Genomic DNA, 16,603 nt, shown 5'->3' with positions numbered 1-16,603 from the left:
ACCTCAGTGTCACAAGGGGGCGGTTGCGGCATCAAGCCACGCCTTTGCGGCGGGGTTGAGCAGCGGTCCGGTCTTTGCCGAAACCTCTTGGTGATAGCTGTCGAGCCAGTCTTTCTCGGCGGCTGACAGCATCGCTGTGTTCACCAGCCGCCGGTCAATGGGGGCAAAGGTGAGCGTGCGCCAGCACAGCATCTCGCGCTCGGCGTCGCTGGTGTCAAGGGCCGGGGCCTGTTCAACCACCAGAAGGTTCTCGATCCGGATGCCAAAGGCGCCTTCGCGGTAATACCCCGGCTCGTTTGACAGGATCATGCCGGGTTCCAGCGGCACGTGGCTGGTGCGGGCCAGCCGCTGCGGGCCTTCGTGCACGCTGAGGTAGGCGCCGACGCCATGGCCAAGGCCGTGGTTGAAATCCTGGCCTGCCAGCCACAGCGGCATCCGGCCGATGCATTCGATATCGCGGCCTGCCAGCCCTTTAGGCCAGCGCAGGCGGGACATGGCGATCATGCCCTGCAACACGCGGGTATAGGCGTCGCGTTCCTCGGCTCCGGGGGTGCCGATGGCGATGGTGCGGGTGATGTCGGTGGTGCCGTCGAGATACTGGCCGCCGCTGTCCAGCACCAATAGATGCCCGTCCTCCAGCCGCGTGTCGGTTTCCTCGGTCACCCGGTAGTGCATCACCGCGCCGTTCTCTCCGGTGCCTGCAATGGTCTCGAAACTGATGTCGCGCAGAGCTTGGTCTTCGCGGCGCAGGGCCTCCAGTTTCGTCACCGCGTCAATTTCGGTGATGGTGCCAGGGGGCTGCGCGTCGAGCCAGGCCAGCATTTCAACAATTGCCGCGCCATCGCGCAGATGGGCGGCGGCGCTGCCTGCAATCTCGGCTGCGTTTTTGCGCGCTTTGGGCAGGGCGCAGGGATCGCCTGCGGGCACCATCCGGCTGCCTAAGGCGTCCGCCACGATCTGCGGCACGGTGCCGGCGTCTGCGGCGACGGAGCCGTTGAGCGCCGCTGCGGCTTTGAGGAACGCTTCGGGCGGGTGCAGGGTGACGGCGCTGTCAAAATGATCCTGCAGTCCTGCCAGCTTGTCCACGGCCATGAACAGATCCACCCGCGCGTCGCTGTGCAGGATGGCAAAGCCATGCGCCACCGGGTTGCGGGCCACATCGGCGCCGCGGATGTTCAGCAGCCACATGATGCTGTCGGGCAGGGTGATCACCGCCGCCGCCTGGCCTGCACCGTGCAGGTCCTTGGCGAGACGGGTGCATTTCTCAGCAGCGCTTTCGCCTGCGTAATCAAGAGGGTGCGCGGCCACAGGCTGCATCGGCGGTGCGGGCTGGTCCTGCCAGATCCGGTCCACCAGGTTTTCGCATTGCGCCAGGGTGATGCCGCTGCCCTTCAGGTCCTGGGTCAGCGCGGTGATCTGGCCCGCGGCATGCAGCCAGGGGTCAAACCCGATCTTGCCGCCTTCGGGAAGCTGCGCCTTCAGCCAGCCGGCCAGCTGCACTTCGGGCCAGGGCACCGGGGTGAAATCCGCGGCGACCTGGCGCTTCACCTGGGTGCGGTAACGGCCGTCAATGAAGACACCGGCAATGTTTGTGAGGGCTGCACAGAAACCAGCCGAGCCGGTAAAACCGGTGAGCCAGGCAAGCCGGTCATCGCGGGGCGCAACATATTCGCCCTGATGGGCGTCGGCACGGGGCACCAGGAAACCATCCAGATCTTCGGCTGCCAGCTCCTTGCGCAGGGCCGCCAGCCGGGGCGGACCCTGTTCCGGGCGGGCGGTCACATCGAATGTCTGGAACATGGGTATCTCTCCTGCTGAAAGGCGGGGCGGATTGGGGCGGATGGCCCTGGCAGCGCAAATGAAAAGGCGCAGCAGCGGCGCGCCCCTTCTTGTCCCAAATCGCCTTGCTGCTGGCAAGCCTGACAGCATGGGTTTGCTGCAGACCTTGCGGCACAGGGCAAGCGGAGGGCTCCCGCCCGGTCTCAGGGCATTTTGGAATGCCCTTCACCCCGTTGGGCCAAGCACCGGATGCCTGGGCATCCGGTGCTTGGCCCAAAACTTTTGACGGCATCTTGATGCAGGCCAAAGGGGCGGGAGGGCGCCCCTGCCGTTGCGGTGCAGGTCAGCCGGCGCGTTTGATGCCCATCACCCGGGCGCGGGCGCGCGGGTCGCTGTCGAACAGGGCGGCCAGCTGCTCGGTCATCGCGCCGGCCAGCTGTTCCACATCGGTGATCGTGACTGCGCGTTCGTAATAGCGGGTCACATCATGGCCGATGCCGATCGCCAGCAGCTCCACCTGTTTGCGTTTCTCCACCATGGCGATCACGTCGCGCAGGTGTTTTTCCAGATAGTTCGCCGGGTTCACCGACAGCGTCGAATCATCCACCGGCGCGCCGTCGGAGATCACCATCAGGATCTTGCGGGCTTCCTGCCGGGCCGTCATCCGCCGGTGCGCCCATTCCAGCGCCTCGCCGTCGATGTTTTCCTTCAGCAGGCCCTCTTTCATCATCAGCCCCAGATTGGTGCGGGTCCGGCGCATCGGCGCATCCGCGCCCTTGTAGATGATGTGGCGCAGATCGTTAAGGCGCCCGGGCTGCTGCGGGCGGCCCTCGTTCAGCCAGCCCTCGCGCGCCAGCCCGCCTTTCCAGGCGCGGGTAGTGAAGCCAAGGACTTCGACCTTAACGTTGCAGCGTTCAAGCGTGCGCGCCAGCACATCGGCGCAGATTGCCGCGATTGAAATCGGACGCCCGCGCATCGAGCCGGAGTTGTCCAGCAGCAGCGTCACCACTGTATCGCGGAACTCAGTATCTTTTTCGCGCTTGAAGCTGAGCGGCGTGGTCGGGTTGGCGACAACACGGGCCAGGCGGCCGGCATCCAGTGTGCCCTCTTCCAGGTCAAACTCCCATGACCGGTTCTGCTGGGCCTGCAGACGGCGCTGCAGCTTGTTGGCAAGGCGGGACACCGCGCCCTTCAGCGGCTCCAGCTGCTGGTCGAGATAGGCGCGCAGGCGCTCCAGTTCGGCAGGCTCCGCCAGATCTTCGGCGGCAATTTCCTCATCATTGGCGTCCTGAAACACCTTGTAGTCCGGATCGGCCTCAGACGCAGGCGGCGGGGCGGGCGGCTCCAGCGGCGCTTCGCCGTCGGGCATTTCGGTGTCCTCGGCGAATTCATCATCCGCCATCTCGTCCATTGAGACCTGGGCCTGGCTCTCGTCCTGCTGCTGTTCCTGGGATTGCTCGGGGCTGGCGTCGGCCTGCTCGTCCTCGCTATCGTCCTGGCCGCTGCTGTCCGGATCGTCCTGCTCTTCGGCGTTATCCTCGGCCTCGTCGTTGGCGTCGTCGTCCAGCTCATCCGGGTCATCGCCAAGCTGGTCGCCATAGCCGAGGTCGGAAATCACCTGCCGCGCCAGTTTGGCGAATGCTGCCTGGTCGGCAATCGTCTCGTCCAGGTTTTCCAGCGTGCCGCCGGCCTGGGATTCGATGAAGCCGCGCCACAGCTCCATGATGTTGGAGGCGCCTTCGGGCAGCGGGCGGCCAGTGGCCAGATGGCGGATCAGATAGCCGGCCGAGGCGGCCAGCGGCGCCTCGGAGGAGGATTTCATCTGGTCATAGCCGCGGCGGATCGACTCATTGCGGATCTTCACGTCGATGTTGGAGGCGGTGCCGGGCATGTGGCGTGCGCCCATCGCCTCGCAGCGGGCGGTTTCCATCGCCTCATAGAGATCGCGGGCCATTTCGCCCTGCGGGGTATATTTGGCGTGGGTGGCATCGTCGTGGAATTTGTGCCGCAGCGCCAGCGCATCGGCAGTGCCGCGGGCCAGCAGCACTTCCTCGCGGCTCATCCGGCGCGAGACCTGCGGCAGCCGCATGGAATCGCCCGACAGCCCCGAAGGGTCCACCGTGTAGCTGACCGACAGTTCCGGGTCGTTGGCCATAACCTTGGTTGCTTCGGCCAGGGCCTTCTTGAACGGATCGGCGGGGTTGTCGTTGGGCTTCTTAGCCATTGAACGCACTCCAGATCGACACCGTCAGGAACAAAAGGGCGCATTCCCAACGCAGCCGTATCAAATGACTGTGGTGACTGCCCGTCATAGCTGACGGAGCAGTCTTCTTCCAACCAGTTTTGTCAAACAACCAGATTGCGTCAAGCGCGACCCAAATGGCTGCTGTGACGAAAAATGGCGTCACCCCAGGCTCACGCTCGCGGCGCTTTCCGGCAGCTCTTCGTCAAAGCAGCGCTGGTAGAACTCGGCCACGGTCTGGCGCTCCAGCTCGTCGCATTTGTTCAGGAACGACAGCCGGAAGGCATAGCCTACGTTGCGGAAGATCTCGACGTTCTGGGCCCAGTTGATCACGGTCCGCGGCGACATCACGGTCGACAGATCGCCGTTCATGAAGGCGGTGCGGGTGAGGTCGGCAACGGTGACCATCTGGCTGATGGTCTTGCGGCCTTCGGCGGTGTTGTAATGCGGCGCCTTGGACAGGATGATTGCAGCTTCGGCATCATGGCTCAGGTAGTTCAGGGTCGAGACCAGCGACCAGCGGTCCATCTGGGCCTGGTTGATCTGCTGGGTGCCGTGATAAAGCCCGGTGGTGTCGCCCAGGCCAACGGTGTTGGCGGTGGCAAACAGGCGGAAGAACGGGTTCGGAGTGATGATCTCGTTCTGGTCCAAAAGGGTCAGCTTGCCGTCATGCTCCAGCACCCGCTGGATCACAAACATCACGTCGGCGCGGCCCGCGTCATATTCGTCGAACACAATCGCAACCGGGTTGCGCAGCGCCCAGGGCAGGATGCCTTCGTGGAATTCGGTCACCTGTTTGCCGTCGCGCAGCTTGATCGCGTCCTTGCCAATGAGGTCGATCCGGGAGATGTGGCTGTCGAGGTTCACCCGAACAGAGGGCCAGTTCAGGCGCGCCGCGACCTGTTCGATGTGGGTCGATTTACCGGTGCCGTGGTAGCCCTGGATCATCACGCGGCGGTTGTGGCTGAAACCTGCCAGGATCGCCAGCGTGGTTTCCGGATCAAACTTGTAGGTGGGGTCCACTGCCGGCACCCGGTCCGAGGTCTCGGCAAAGCCCTTGACGGTCATGTCGGTGTCGATCCCGAACACATCGCGCACCGAAACTGTTTCGGTCGGTTTCGCATCCATATCCACAAAGCCGTCGGTCATCGCAGTCGATCCTTATCCCTCATCCCTGCTGTCAGGGGTCAATTCGCGGGATTGGTGCCTGATCTGGCGGGCAAGGGCAAGGGAAAGTAACGCCAGAAACCAGCTGAGACTGCGATTGTTCCGGATCTGGACTGGGGCAAAGGGCGGGCGGGCAGTGCCCCATCTGACGCACAGCGCCCCCAGCCGGGCAGCGGGGGGCGCGTTTTGCCGGCTCTTGCTGAGCTTTGGGGGGTAGGCTGCGGCCGGCACATCTTTGGGTAGCCGGTCGTGGCAGCACACGTCAAAGAAATAAAGAGTCTATCTTAACGTTTCGGCGAAAGACCGCCCATAGCAGCCTGGCCTGAGGCGGTTTCCCGTGACAGGGGCCGCGGGCCGGCCGGTGCAGGGCGTCAGGCGGCCAGGGCCTGCGGGGTGAACTCCAGCCCGGTCAGCAGGGTGATTTCGCGCCGCATCCCGTCGCCGAGGTTTTCTGGCCTCGCATAGGCCAGGCAGATTTTGTCGAAAGCGCGGCAGCTGGCTGGCATCGTGCTGGTGACGCCGGCAGATGCGAACAGCGGGCTGGATTTGGCTTGGCCGACGGTGTTCTGCAAGGCGGCTTGTGGTCCTTCCAGGATGAAATGCACCTGTTCACCGCTGCGGATCATCATGCCGGTGGCGCCGGCATCGCGGAAGGCCGGGCGGTTCCGGCTGATGAATTCGGCGATCTGCTGATGGCTGGAACCTTCGGTCAACCGGGCGGTGAGTGTGAGGCGGTGCATTGGCTGTCTCCTGTTGGGGCGGGTGCCGCTGAGGCTGCTGGCATAAGCGGATTTGGTGAAATCAATTTACGCAGGAAATGCCCGCTCCGCCTGCCTGCAGAAGGATAGAAACCCCGCTGCGGCGGCCGCAAAAGCGCGGCCGCCTGACCCAAAGGATAGCTGCCTGACCCTTGGCGCCTGCCATGCCGCGGCTTGGGGCCGCCTTCGGCAAAAAAAGAGCGGCCCCAGGCCGCTCTTTGCGCATCCGTTTTCCGGCTGCCTATTTAAAGCTTTTGCTGTCCTTGATCTGGTCCCAGGCCCACATGACTTCTTGCAGCTGCTCTTCCTGGCTGCGGTCGCCGCCGTTGATGTCGGGGTGCAGCACCTTGATCAGCTTCTTATAGGACTTGCGGATATCGGCCTTGGTCCAGTCGTCCTTGGCTTCCAGGATCTCGATCGCGCGGCGCTCGGTGGGCGGCAGGCGGCGGCCCGCCTTGGCAGCCCGGCCGGGGTTCTGCGTTGCGTTGACACCAAGCACCTGATGCGGGTCCTCGATGCCGAGACGGGCCCAGGCGCGGGCCTCGGGGTCGCCTATCGGCTTGGTCTCGCGCTCCCAGACCTTGTCCTTGGACTGCTGCGCGTTCAGCTCGGCCTCGGTGGTGCCTTCAAAGAAGTTCCAGCCATTGTTGTATTCGCGCACGTGCTCCTGGCAGAACCAGTAGAAATCATCCAGCACATCCGGCGCTTTGGGCGCGCGGAACTTGCCGGCTTCTTCGCAACCGTCCTTGTCGCACTGGCGGACGGAGGTTTCGGACGCGCCGGTGGCGGCCCGGCGTCCGCGCGGATTCTTCTTTTTGGCTGAGCGGATGGACATATCAAAGCCAAAGGGATCGGACTTGCTCATGGGGGCGCACCTTCTAGACGCATCTGTTCGACTCGGAGGCAGCAGTTTAGTCTAAGGTGCGCCAGATAGAAGGGGGCGCGCCGAAAAAATTATGGGGATGAGCGGAAAATGAACGTGAAGAAAGAGATGGAAGCAGCGCTGCAGGCGGCCTTTGCCCCCAGCGCGCTGGAGGTGGTGAACGAAAGCCATAAACATGCAGGCCATGCCGGCGACGATGGCTCGGGCGAGAGCCATTTTGCGGTGATGATCCGCGCCGGCGCGTTTGAGGGGATGAACCGGGTGGCGCAGCACCGCGCGGTGCATAAGGCGCTGGGAGGTATCGTGCCGCGCATTCACGCGCTGGCGCTGGATATCGGGGTCTAGGCACCAGGGCGCGGGAGGATCAGTTCTCCCCGTCGCCTTTCTGTTCGGCGCGTTTCTTCAGCGCGGCAGTCATGCCTGCAACCGGGCTGAGTTCCTCGACACCGTCATCAGACTGCATCCTGGCGGCGCCGGGACCGGGCACCTGGGTTGCCTCCGGCGGCGCTTCCGGATCGCCGGCCGCCGCGGTGAGCGGTGGTGTGTGCGGCTCGGAATGGCGGAACTCGACTGAGGGGGCAGCGGGTTCCTTGCGGCCTGGTGCGGGTGATTCTGCCGGCTGTTCCGCGGCCAGCGCCCGGCGGAACACCATCACATTGCGCCAGTTGGTGGTGGAGCCGGTGAGGCCCGACCGCTCCTCGCTTGGCAGCAGTTCGGCGCGCTGGAATTCCCAGCCGCCGGCCGCCATTTCATTCAGCAGATTCTCGATCGAATTGGCAAAGCGTGCCTCCGGGGTCTTGACCCCTTTCGCCTTGGTGCCCTTGGCCGGGGCGGGGACAACTTTGTATTCGTAGGCTTGCATTTGCTTTACTCTTCCTGCTTGAGGGCTTGTAACAAGCAATTTGGAGCGGGCCAAGACAGGTAATTGGCTTGATGACGCGGGGCGGCCTGCCGGCACGCAATCTTTGATGTGCTAGCGGAAGGTCGTGAAGCCGCCCAGTGGGTTCTGTTAAGACCTCTTCGGGGCAAAAATAAAGGGGCGCCAGCGGCGCCCCATTTAAAAACTGCGTCCGGAACGGATCAGCCGCCCAGTTTCTGTGCCACCAGCTTGTTCACGGCAGCCGGGTTGGCTTTGCCGCCAGTGGCTTTCATCACCTGGCCGACAAACCAACCCGCCAGTTTCGGGTTCACCTTGGCCTTTTCCACCTGCGCGGGGTTGGCGGCGATGATTTCGTCCAGGGCGGTTTCAATCGCGCCGGTGTCGGTCACCTGCTTCATGCCGCGCTCTTCAACGATCTGCGCCGGGTCGCCGCCTGTCGTGTAGACGATCTCGAACAGGTCCTTGGCGATCTTGCCGGAGATGGCGTCCGAGGAAATCAGATCGATGATACCGCCGAGCTGCGCCGGAGAAACCGGCGAATCGCTGATGGCGTGATCTTCTTTCTTGAGGCGGCCGAACAATTCGTTGATCACCCAGTTGGCCGCCAGCTTGCCGTTGCGGCCATTGGCGGTTTCTTCAAAGTAGGCCGCGGCCTCGACCTCGGCGGTTAGTACCGACGCGTCATAATCCGATAGGCTGAAGTCTTTGATAAAGCGTGCCTTCTTCTCGTCCGGCAGTTCCGGCAGATTGGCGGCGATGTCATCGACCCAGGCTTGTTCGATTTCCAGCGGCAGCAGGTCGGGGTCGGGGAAATAGCGGTAGTCATGCGCTTCTTCCTTGGACCGCATAGAGCGGGTTTCGCCCTTGTCCGGATCATAGAGCCGGGTTTCCTGGTCGATTTTGCCGCCTGCCTCGATGATGGCGATCTGGCGGCGCGCCTCGACTTCGATGGCCTGCTGGATGAAGCGCATGGAGTTCATGTTCTTGATCTCGCAGCGGGTGCCGAGATGATCGAAATCCTGGGTTTCCTGGTATTTCTCATACTGGCCCGGCAGGCAGACCGATACGTTGACGTCGGCGCGCAGGTTGCCGTTCTGCATGTTGCCGTCACAGGTGCCCAGATACTGCATGATCTGGCGCAGCTTGGCGATATAGGCGGCGGCTTCTTCGGGGCCGCGGATGTCGGGGCGGGAGACGATCTCCATCAGGCAGACACCGGTCCGGTTCAGGTCGACAAAGGACATGTTGGGGTCCATGTCGTGGATCGACTTGCCCGCGTCCTGTTCCATATGGATGCGCTCGACCCGCACGTTGCGCGCGGTGCCGTCGCCCAGTTCCACCAGCACTTCGCCCTCGCCCACAATGGGGTGGTAGAGCTGGGAAATCTGGTAGCCCTGCGGCAGGTCGGGGTAGAAGTAATTCTTGCGGTCAAAGGCCGACCACAGGTTGATGCCGGCCTTCAGGCCCAGGCCGGTGCGCACCGCCTGTTCAATGCAGTATTCGTTGATCACCGGCAGCATGCCGGGCATCGCCGCGTCCACAAAGGCCACGTTGGAGTTTGGCTCAGCGCCGAACTTGGTGGAGGCGCCGGAGAACAGCTTGGAATTGGAGCTGACCTGGGCGTGCACCTCCATGCCGATGACCAGTTCCCAGTCATGCTTGGCGCCCGCGATCACCTTGGGCTTGGGGAGTTCATATGTCAGGTCGAGCATGGTTTTCCGCCGTATCCGAATGTCCAATGTTGGCAAGGGTTCTAGGCTTGTGCGGGGCAAGGAGCAAGAGGGCAATGGGCACTTGGCGCGGGCTAAAAGACCGGGCCGCGCCCGCCCCTCCCGTCAAACCGCAGGTTTGCCTCTGGCAAAGGGGAGGGCGCATTCGAAGCCTCTCAGGTTTGGGCGCGGCCCTCCGCCGGAGGCGAAACAATCGCTTGGCGGTGCCCGCCAGCGCGGCTAAGAAAGATGCCCGAGCAGAATTTCAGGAGGCCGCATTGGACACATCCGCCCGCATCAGCCAGACTATCGCCGCAGAAATCGGCGCCGCATCGAAACAGGTGAACGCCGCGGTTTCGCTGCTGGACGAGGGCGCAACGGTGCCCTTTGTCGCGCGCTACCGGAAAGAGGCGACGGGCGGGCTGGATGATACCCAGCTGCGCACCTTGGCGGAACGGCTGGAATATCTGCGCGAGCTGGAAAAGCGGCGGGCGGCGATCTTCGACTCGATCAAGGGGCAGGACAAGCTGACTGAAGGCCTGGCGGCCTCGATCGCGAAGGCAGAGACCAAGGCGCAGCTGGAGGATATCTATCTGCCCTACAAGCCCAAGCGGCGCACCAAGGCAATGATTGCGCGCGAAAACGGGCTGGAGCCGCTGGCCGATGCTATTCTGGCGGACCGGAATGCTGACCCGGAACAGCTGGCCGGCGGGTATGTGACCGAGATGGTGGCAACGGTGAAGGATGCGCTGAACGGGGCGCGGGACATTCTGACAGAGCGTCTGACGGAAAAGGCGCATCTGCTGGGGCGGTTGCGGGAGTTCCTGCAGCGGGAGGCGGTGCTGACTGCCAAGGTGATCGAAGGCAAGGAACAGGAAGGCGCCAAGTTTTCGGACTACTTTGCCCACACCGAGCGCTGGGCGGATGTTCCGTCACACCGGGCACTGGCGATGCTGCGCGGCTCAAATGAAGGTGTGCTGACGCTGGATGTGGGGCCGGAGCCGGAGGAAGGCGCGGCCAGGGCCGAGGCCATGGTCGCAGCGGAGCTGGGCGCGGGCGGCAACGGTCCGGGGGATATCTGGCTGCGCAAGGTGGCGGGCTGGACCTGGCGGGTGAAGCTGTCGCTGTCGATGATGCTGGAACTGATGGGCGATCTGCGGGGGCGGGCGCAGGAGGATGCCATTCAGGTGTTTGCGCGCAACCTGAAGGATTTGCTGTTTGCAGCGCCAGCCGGTGCGCGGCCGACCCTCGGGCTGGACCCGGGCATCCGCACCGGCGTCAAGGCGGCGGTGGTTGATGCTACGGGCAAACTGGTGGCCACCGAAACGTTGTACCCGTTTCAGCCGAAGAATGATCTGCGCGGCGCGCAAGTGTCCATCGTCAAGCTGATCGCCGAGCATGGCGTCGAGCTGATCGCCATCGGCAACGGCACCGCAAGCCGTGAGACCGAGCGGATGGTGGCGGAGGTGCTGAACCATCTGCCCGCGAAGGTAAAGGCGCCGACCAAGGTGGTGGTCAGTGAGGCGGGGGCCTCGGTTTATTCGGCCTCGGAACTGGCAGCGCGGGAATTTCCGGATCTGGATGTGAGTTTGCGCGGCGCGGTGTCGATCGCGCGGCGCCTGCAGGATCCGCTGGCGGAGCTGGTGAAGATCGAACCCAAAAGTATTGGCGTGGGCCAGTATCAGCACGATGTTGACCAGCACAAACTTTCGAAATCGCTGGAGGCGGTGATCGAGGATGTGGTGAACGGGGTCGGGGTGGATCTCAACATGGCCTCGGCGCCGCTGCTGGCGCATGTTTCGGGTCTTGGCCCCGGCTTGGCGGAGGCGATTGTGGCGCACCGCGATGTGAATGGGGCGTTCATGTCCCGCAAGGAGTTGCTGAAGGTGGCGCGGCTCGGCCCCAAGGCGTTTGAGCAATGTGCGGGCTTCTTGCGCATCCGCGATGGCAAGGAACCGCTGGATGCGTCCTCGGTCCACCCTGAGGCCTATGATGTGGCGCGCAAGGTGGTTGCGGCCTGCGGGCGCGATATCCGCCAGATCATGGGTGATGAGAACGCCTTGAAAGGGCTGCGGGCAGAGGATTTCGTCAGCGACAGATTTGGTCTGCCCACCGTGCGGGACATTTTGCAGGAGCTGGAGAAGCCGGGCCGCGACCCGCGTCCTTCTTTTGTGACGGCGTCCTTCAAAGACGGGGTGGAGCAGATCACCGACCTGAAACCGGGCATGGTGCTGGAAGGCACAGTGACAAATGTGGCAGCCTTTGGCGCCTTTGTTGACATTGGCGTGCATCAGGACGGGCTGGTGCATGTCAGCCAGCTGGCGGACCGCTTTGTGAAGGACCCGCATGAGGTTGTGAAGACCGGTCAGGTGGTCAAGGTGACGGTCACCGAGGTCGATGTGCCGCGCAAGCGGATTGGACTGACCATGCGCAAGGATGGCGGTGCTTCGGCCAAGGAGGACCGCAACGCGCGCGGTCCGTCCAAGGGCGCGGGACCGCGACGGGGTGGCACGCCTGTCGGCGCAAAAGGCAAAACCTCTGCCAGCCCCAAGGGCAGCCCGGCCAAGGGGCAGGGCACAGGCGCGCTGGGCGCGGCGCTGATGGATGCCTTCAAGAAAACTTAGCAAAGGGGGCCATGGCCCCGCCTTTTCCGTGATGCCGGCCAGTTACGCCGGGCTGACTTGCAGGCCCCGGCCGGTAAAGGCGATGTGTTGCCCGCCTTCGATCTCTTCGCGGAATTGCCCGGCGATGGCAGCAAGCGCACCGGCATGGCCACGGGCGGCAAAGCGGCTGACAGAGCGGATGCGGGCACTGTTGTCAAAGCCTTCGGCCGCATGCGCCCAGACCAGCGGATGCAGTTCCGTCAGGTGATCGCGGATCAGCCAGTTTGCAGCCTCGGCAATCTTCAGCCGCGGCAGGTCGGCTTGCAGAGTCTGGCCCAGACCCTTGCGCAGGGAAACCGTGCAATAGGCGGCCAGCAGGTTGATCATCTCCTGTGAGGGGTTGGCATTGACGATATCCTTCAGCCCGTCGAGGAAGAGCCGGGAGTCAACACGGGCGCAGGCCTGATCGTCGATGGCAATGGCGTCGAAATAGACCCAGGCGTAGCCGCCGGCCCCCCAGGTTTCAGCCGTGCGCGCGGCGGTGCGGCGGGCCTCCAGTTCGAGTGCCGCATAGGAGCCGGACCGGCGCGGCAGCATATGGGTGCCGAGTGTGCGCATGTGGCGGTGGTTGCCGGGAGCGAGATCGATCAGCGCGGCGAATTCATCCGCCACCCGAAGCGTCCCGGCATTGCGGCCGGCAAACAGCGCGCAGTGTGCGGCCTTCAGGAACGGGCTGTCCTGGCAATCGTTTGCAATTGGGTCCAGCAAGGCCGCGGCGCGGTCGAAATGGGCGGCGCAACGGCGCTGGTTCGCCTGCGGGGCTGCAGTTTGCCCATCGGTCCCGCGCCAGGCCCAGCCGATGTCGATATGGGCAAGGGCGACCAGCGCTGTCAAATAGGGGTCGTGGCGGTTCTCGGCCCGCAATGCTTCAAACGCCATCAGGCCGCGGATCAATGTGCGGCTGCAGGCATCCTGGTTTTCCGTCAGTGCATGTTCGGTTGCGTTTACAACATCAGCCCGGGCACCATAAGCGATGAGGTCGGCCAGCGGCAGCCCGCAACGGGCGGCGGCGCGGGATTGATCCGCTTCACCGATTTGCCGGGACAGCTCCTCCCAGCGCTCTTGACGGGCCAGAAACTGGCCGCGGTCCTGGGCCTGGATGCAATCCGGATCGCCCTTTTCGCGGCTGACCGGGATCGACAGGCTGTCTTCCAGGCGGCGGTTCAGCATTTCCTCTGCCGGAGCCGGGGACGAAACAGGAACAGGAACAGGAGTGGCGGCAGGCTTGGAGCGGTCGGAAACCAGACCTGAAATGCGGGACAGAAAATCCCGTGCCTGTCGAGAGGTTGTGAGCATTTGCGCTTCCTGATGAGTGGCAGCTTATCGTTGCTCCCAATGTCGTCAGGCATTGGGGCGCAAAGATGGCGGCACTGGGGAAGTTAACGCCTCAATGGGAACAATCGCGGGTGGCGGCAGCGGCGATGGCAGCTGATGCGCAAGTTCAAGACCAGCGCCGTCAAAACGCAGTGAAATGATGGCGTTCGGTCCTGATGCCGCGGGCCTGGAATTCGGCGTCCGCTTCGGCGTGCGGCGGGGTGGCCTCTTGCGGCAGGCGGATGCGTTTGCCGTTGCGCAGGACCAGTGTGGCGCGGACTGAGAAATCCCACCGGGTGTCAAAACGCACGCGGTCGATCTCTCCAAGCTCGGCCTTGCCGGTCAGGCCTCCGGTGAACCATTCCAATTGGTTTCCAGAAAACATGAGGCCAGACAGGGGGTTGCGGATCAGGTCCAGCAGCGCAGGAAAAACCGGCAGGGCCAGCAGGATCACCAGCCAAACGGCCGCATCCAGCAAGAGCCATAACACCAGCAGCGCCGCCACCCAGCCGCCCGTTGCCAGCATTGCGGCGGGAGATCGGCCCCGGCGGGAGAAGCTGTAATCCGCCGCCGGAGAGCGTGTTTCCGGTGTTTCAGGCATCCAGGATCCGGGTGATCATCTCATTGGTGTCCCGGCTGAGACCCGGCGCGCCGGCAATGCGGCTCATCCGGGCGCGGATCAGCGACTGGCGGCCGGCGTCATAGCGTTTCCAGGTCTGGAAGGCGGCGCACATGCGGGCAGTGGTCTGCGGGTTCAGTTTGTCCAATGCAATCAGGTTCTCTGCCAGCAGGGCATAAGCCTCGCCGCTGGCGTGATGGAAGCCCGCGTGGTTGCCCGCCAATGCGCCAAAGACGGCGCGGAAACGGTTGGGGTTCTTCATGTCGAACAGTGCATGATTGGTCAGGGCGGCTGCGGTGGCTGCGGTTTTCTGTGGTGCCGCGCAGGCGATCTGCAGCGCGAACCACTTGTCCATCACCAGCCGGTCGTCCTGCCACTGATCAAAGAAGGCCTGAGATTGGGCATCGCCCTTTTCAGCCTTCATCAGCGCGGCGAGGGCGGTGTATTGCTGGGTCATGTTGTCCGCAGCTGCGTATTGGCGCGCGGCCTGTTCGCCGCCGTCCAGACGGGTGAGCAGCGACAGGATACGGCCGTTCAGGGCACGTTTCCCGGCGCTATCGGCGTCCGGCGCATAAGGGCCTTCGACCGTGGTGGCGGCATAAAGCCGGGGCAGGCTGGTTTCCAGCTGCTGCGCCAGAGTTTGGGTAAAGGTCTCAGCCGCGTCATGGATTTTCTGCGGATCGGGGGTATAGCCGCGCTCAAACAGGGTCTGGGCGATGTCGGCCTGGCTGGGCGGCGACAGTACCAGGGCGCGGAAGGCCGGGTCCTGATCGTCATCGCGCACCAGTTTTTCCAGCGCATCCAGATAGGCGCCATCGGGCGCGGCACCGTCCAGCACCATCGCCAAACGGACCTCCTTGGCCAGCGCGTTGCCTGCCTCCCAGCGGTTGAACGGGTCGGTGTCATGGGCCAGCAGGAAAGCGCGTTCGGCATTGGTGCTCTCACGCTCCAGGATTACCGGGGCGGAAAACTCGCGCAGGATCGAGGGCACCGGTTTGGCGGCGAGGCCGTCAAAGGTGAAGCTTTGCTTGGCTTCCGTCAGCTCCAGCATCTCAGTGCCGTGCAGCTCGTCGCCATTGGGCGACAACAGGCCAACCGCCATCGGGATCACCCGCGGTGCCTTGTCCGGCTGGCCCGGCGTCGGCGGCGTCGATTGCTCAAACGTTAGGGTATAGGTGCCGTCGGCGTAATCCTCGGACACTTTCACCCGCGGGGTGCCTGCCAGACTGTACCACAGTTTGAATTGCTGCAAGTCGCGGCCGGTGGCGTCCTCGAACACCTGCAGCCAGTCCTCGATGGTGCAGGCCTGGCCGTCGTGGCGCTCAAAATAGAGTTTCAGCGCCTTGTAGTAGTTCTCATCCCCTACCAGCCGCTTGAGCATGCCGATCACCTCGGCGCCTTTCTCGTAAACGGTGGCAGTGTAGAAGTTGTTGATCTCCTGGAACTCCTCGGGGCGCGGCGGATGGGCAAGGGGGCCGCCATCCTCGGGGAATTGGCGGGCGCGCAGGGTAATCACATCCTCGATCCGTTTGACCGGTTCAGAGCGCATGTCGGAAGTGAATTGAGCGTCACGGAAAACGGTCAGGCCTTCCTTCAGGCACAGTTGGAACCAGTCGCGGCAGGTGATGCGGTTCCCGGTCCAATTGTGAAAATACTCATGCGCGATAATTGCCTCAATACGTTCGAAATTTGCATCTGTGGAGGTTTCCGGCGATGCCAGGACGCAGGAGGAGTTGAAAATGTTCAACCCTTTGTTCTCCATCGCACCCATGTTGAAATCGTCCACGGCGACGATGTTGAACAGCTCCAGGTCGTACTCAAGCCCATAGACGTTCTCGTCCCATGTCATCGACTTTTTCAGTGCTTCCATGCCAAAGGCGCACTTGCCCTCATCAGGGCCGGGACGGACCCAGATGTTCAGCTCTACCTCTTTGCCGGATTTGGTGGTGAATTGGCCGGGGTGGTTGACCAGATCGCCCGCAACCAGCGCAAACAGATAGGCCGGTTTCGGCCAGGGATCGTGCCATTCAGCCCAGCCTTCGCCCGCGCCCATGGGGTTGCCGTTCGAAAGCATCACCGGCTCATCGCCCTCAATCCGGACGGTGAAGGTGGACATCACATCGGGGCGGTCGGGGTAATAGGTAATCTTGCGGAAGCCCTGGGCCTCGCACTGGGTGCAATACATGCCGCCCGACATATAAAGCCCTTCCAGCGCGGTATTGCCGGCCGGGTTGATTTCCACCTCAGCCTCCCAAGTGAAGGGAGCGCTGGGCACATCGCATTTCAGACCGCCATCTACCAGTTCCGGCGTCACTTCCTGGCCATCGATTTTGGCGGAGATCAATTTCAGCTCCTCGCCGTGCAGGAAGAACGTCTTGTCCGCCGCGTCTGGCTTGGGCGCAAAGCGGATTTTGCTGAGAACCCGGGTGGTTTCCGGCGACAGGCGGAAGGTCAGGTGAACGCTTTCAACGTCGTATCCAAAAGAGGTGTAATCTTTCAGGTAGAAGGTTTGGGGCGTGTCTTTGGCCATTCTCGCTCTCCTCGGCACTGCGTCCTTTTAAGGTGTAGAGGATAGGCAGGTGACTGCAA

Annotated in this window: 12 protein-coding genes; 2 read left to right on the top strand and 10 right to left on the bottom strand. The window is 63.3% G+C overall.

Translation table 11 applies throughout. From position 1 onward, the window contains the following. Window positions 1-9 precede the first annotated feature (9 nt). The 5 genes from K3724_RS13385 to K3724_RS13365 all read right to left on the bottom strand — a co-directional run bounded on the left by K3724_RS13385 (window position 10) and on the right by K3724_RS13365 (window position 6,811). A complete protein-coding gene (locus tag K3724_RS13385) occupies window positions 10-1,800 on the bottom strand; it encodes an aminopeptidase P family protein (RefSeq protein WP_259985797.1) in 1,791 nt (596 codons plus the stop codon). Between the two features lie 322 nt (window positions 1,801-2,122). Then, on the bottom strand, window positions 2,123-4,003 hold the full coding sequence (gene cobT / locus K3724_RS13380) for a cobaltochelatase subunit CobT (RefSeq protein ID WP_259985795.1): 1,881 nt from the start codon (window positions 4,001-4,003) through the stop codon (window positions 2,123-2,125). A gap of 180 nt (window positions 4,004-4,183) precedes the next feature. Then, window positions 4,184-5,170, bottom strand: coding sequence for a cobaltochelatase subunit CobS (gene cobS / locus K3724_RS13375; RefSeq protein WP_129371456.1), 987 nt, complete (start codon window positions 5,168-5,170; stop codon window positions 4,184-4,186). Window positions 5,171-5,559: 389 nt separating this feature from the next. Continuing rightward, entirely contained in the window at window positions 5,560-5,928 is a 369-nt protein-coding gene (locus K3724_RS13370) for a hypothetical protein (RefSeq protein WP_259985777.1), read from the bottom strand. 259 nt (window positions 5,929-6,187) lie between these two features. Then, window positions 6,188-6,811: a J domain-containing protein gene (locus K3724_RS13365; protein WP_259985775.1), complete on the bottom strand. Its 624-nt coding sequence runs from the start codon at window positions 6,809-6,811 to the stop codon at window positions 6,188-6,190. 108 nt (window positions 6,812-6,919) lie between these two features. Here K3724_RS13365 and K3724_RS13360 point away from each other — a divergent pair, with 108 nt between their 5' ends. Further along, window positions 6,920-7,174 (top strand): BolA family transcriptional regulator, encoded by a 255-nt coding sequence (locus K3724_RS13360; protein WP_129371454.1) that lies wholly within the window; start codon window positions 6,920-6,922, stop codon window positions 7,172-7,174. A 19-nt stretch (window positions 7,175-7,193) separates the two neighbouring features. On the opposite strand, the gene K3724_RS13355 is transcribed toward K3724_RS13360, so the two are convergent. Together K3724_RS13355 and gatB are read right to left on the bottom strand one after the other, a co-directional pair. Beyond that, complete coding sequence (locus K3724_RS13355) at window positions 7,194-7,691, bottom strand: DUF4177 domain-containing protein (protein ID WP_259985773.1); 498 nt, start codon at window positions 7,689-7,691, stop codon at window positions 7,194-7,196. Between the two features lie 218 nt (window positions 7,692-7,909). Further along, window positions 7,910-9,421, bottom strand: coding sequence for an Asp-tRNA(Asn)/Glu-tRNA(Gln) amidotransferase subunit GatB (gatB, locus tag K3724_RS13350; RefSeq protein ID WP_259985771.1), 1,512 nt, complete (start codon window positions 9,419-9,421; stop codon window positions 7,910-7,912). Window positions 9,422-9,696: 275 nt separating this feature from the next. Here gatB and K3724_RS13345 point away from each other — a divergent pair, with 275 nt between their 5' ends. Beyond that, on the top strand, window positions 9,697-12,042 hold the full coding sequence (locus K3724_RS13345) for a Tex family protein (protein ID WP_259985769.1): 2,346 nt from the start codon (window positions 9,697-9,699) through the stop codon (window positions 12,040-12,042). Between the two features lie 42 nt (window positions 12,043-12,084). Here the strand turns inward: K3724_RS13345 and K3724_RS13340 are convergent, their stop codons facing one another. From K3724_RS13340 to pepN, 3 genes are all read right to left on the bottom strand, one after another. Beyond that, complete coding sequence (locus tag K3724_RS13340; protein ID WP_259985766.1) at window positions 12,085-13,377, bottom strand: hypothetical protein; 1,293 nt, start codon at window positions 13,375-13,377, stop codon at window positions 12,085-12,087. Window positions 13,378-13,537: 160 nt separating this feature from the next. Then, window positions 13,538-13,996, bottom strand: a complete 459-nt coding sequence (locus tag K3724_RS13335) for a hypothetical protein (RefSeq protein WP_259985764.1) — start codon at window positions 13,994-13,996, stop codon at window positions 13,538-13,540. Further along, window positions 13,989-16,544: an aminopeptidase N gene (pepN, locus tag K3724_RS13330; RefSeq protein WP_259985762.1), complete on the bottom strand. Its 2,556-nt coding sequence runs from the start codon at window positions 16,542-16,544 to the stop codon at window positions 13,989-13,991. The genes K3724_RS13335 and pepN overlap by 8 nt, the downstream gene beginning before the upstream one ends. Window positions 16,545-16,603 lie beyond the last annotated feature (59 nt).

Source organism: Leisingera sp. M658, assembly GCF_025144145.1.
Classification (GTDB): Bacteria; Pseudomonadota; Alphaproteobacteria; order Rhodobacterales; family Rhodobacteraceae; genus Leisingera.
The sequence above is the reverse complement of the archived record's forward strand: the minus strand, read 5'-3'. Positions and strand labels throughout refer to the sequence as shown.

Bases quoted from the DNA above. Each gene is read 5' to 3' on its own strand.
- K3724_RS13385 (WP_259985797.1), bottom strand. From the start codon at position 1,800: ATGTTCCAGACATTCGATGTGACCGCCCGCCCGGAACAGGGTCCGCCC.
- cobT (WP_259985795.1), bottom strand. From the start codon at position 4,003: ATGGCTAAGAAGCCCAACGACAACCCCGCCGATCCGTTCAAGAAGGCC.
- cobS (WP_129371456.1), bottom strand. From the start codon at position 5,170: ATGACCGACGGCTTTGTGGATATGGATGCGAAACCGACCGAAACAGTT.
- K3724_RS13370 (WP_259985777.1), bottom strand. From the start codon at position 5,928: ATGCACCGCCTCACACTCACCGCCCGGTTGACCGAAGGTTCCAGCCAT.
- K3724_RS13365 (WP_259985775.1), bottom strand. From the start codon at position 6,811: ATGAGCAAGTCCGATCCCTTTGGCTTTGATATGTCCATCCGCTCAGCC.
- K3724_RS13360 (WP_129371454.1), top strand. From the start codon at position 6,920: ATGAACGTGAAGAAAGAGATGGAAGCAGCGCTGCAGGCGGCCTTTGCC.
- K3724_RS13355 (WP_259985773.1), bottom strand. From the start codon at position 7,691: ATGCAAGCCTACGAATACAAAGTTGTCCCCGCCCCGGCCAAGGGCACC.
- gatB (WP_259985771.1), bottom strand. From the start codon at position 9,421: ATGCTCGACCTGACATATGAACTCCCCAAGCCCAAGGTGATCGCGGGC.
- K3724_RS13340 (WP_259985766.1), bottom strand. From the start codon at position 13,377: ATGCTCACAACCTCTCGACAGGCACGGGATTTTCTGTCCCGCATTTCA.
- K3724_RS13335 (WP_259985764.1), bottom strand. From the start codon at position 13,996: ATGCCTGAAACACCGGAAACACGCTCTCCGGCGGCGGATTACAGCTTC.
- pepN (WP_259985762.1), bottom strand. From the start codon at position 16,544: ATGGCCAAAGACACGCCCCAAACCTTCTACCTGAAAGATTACACCTCT.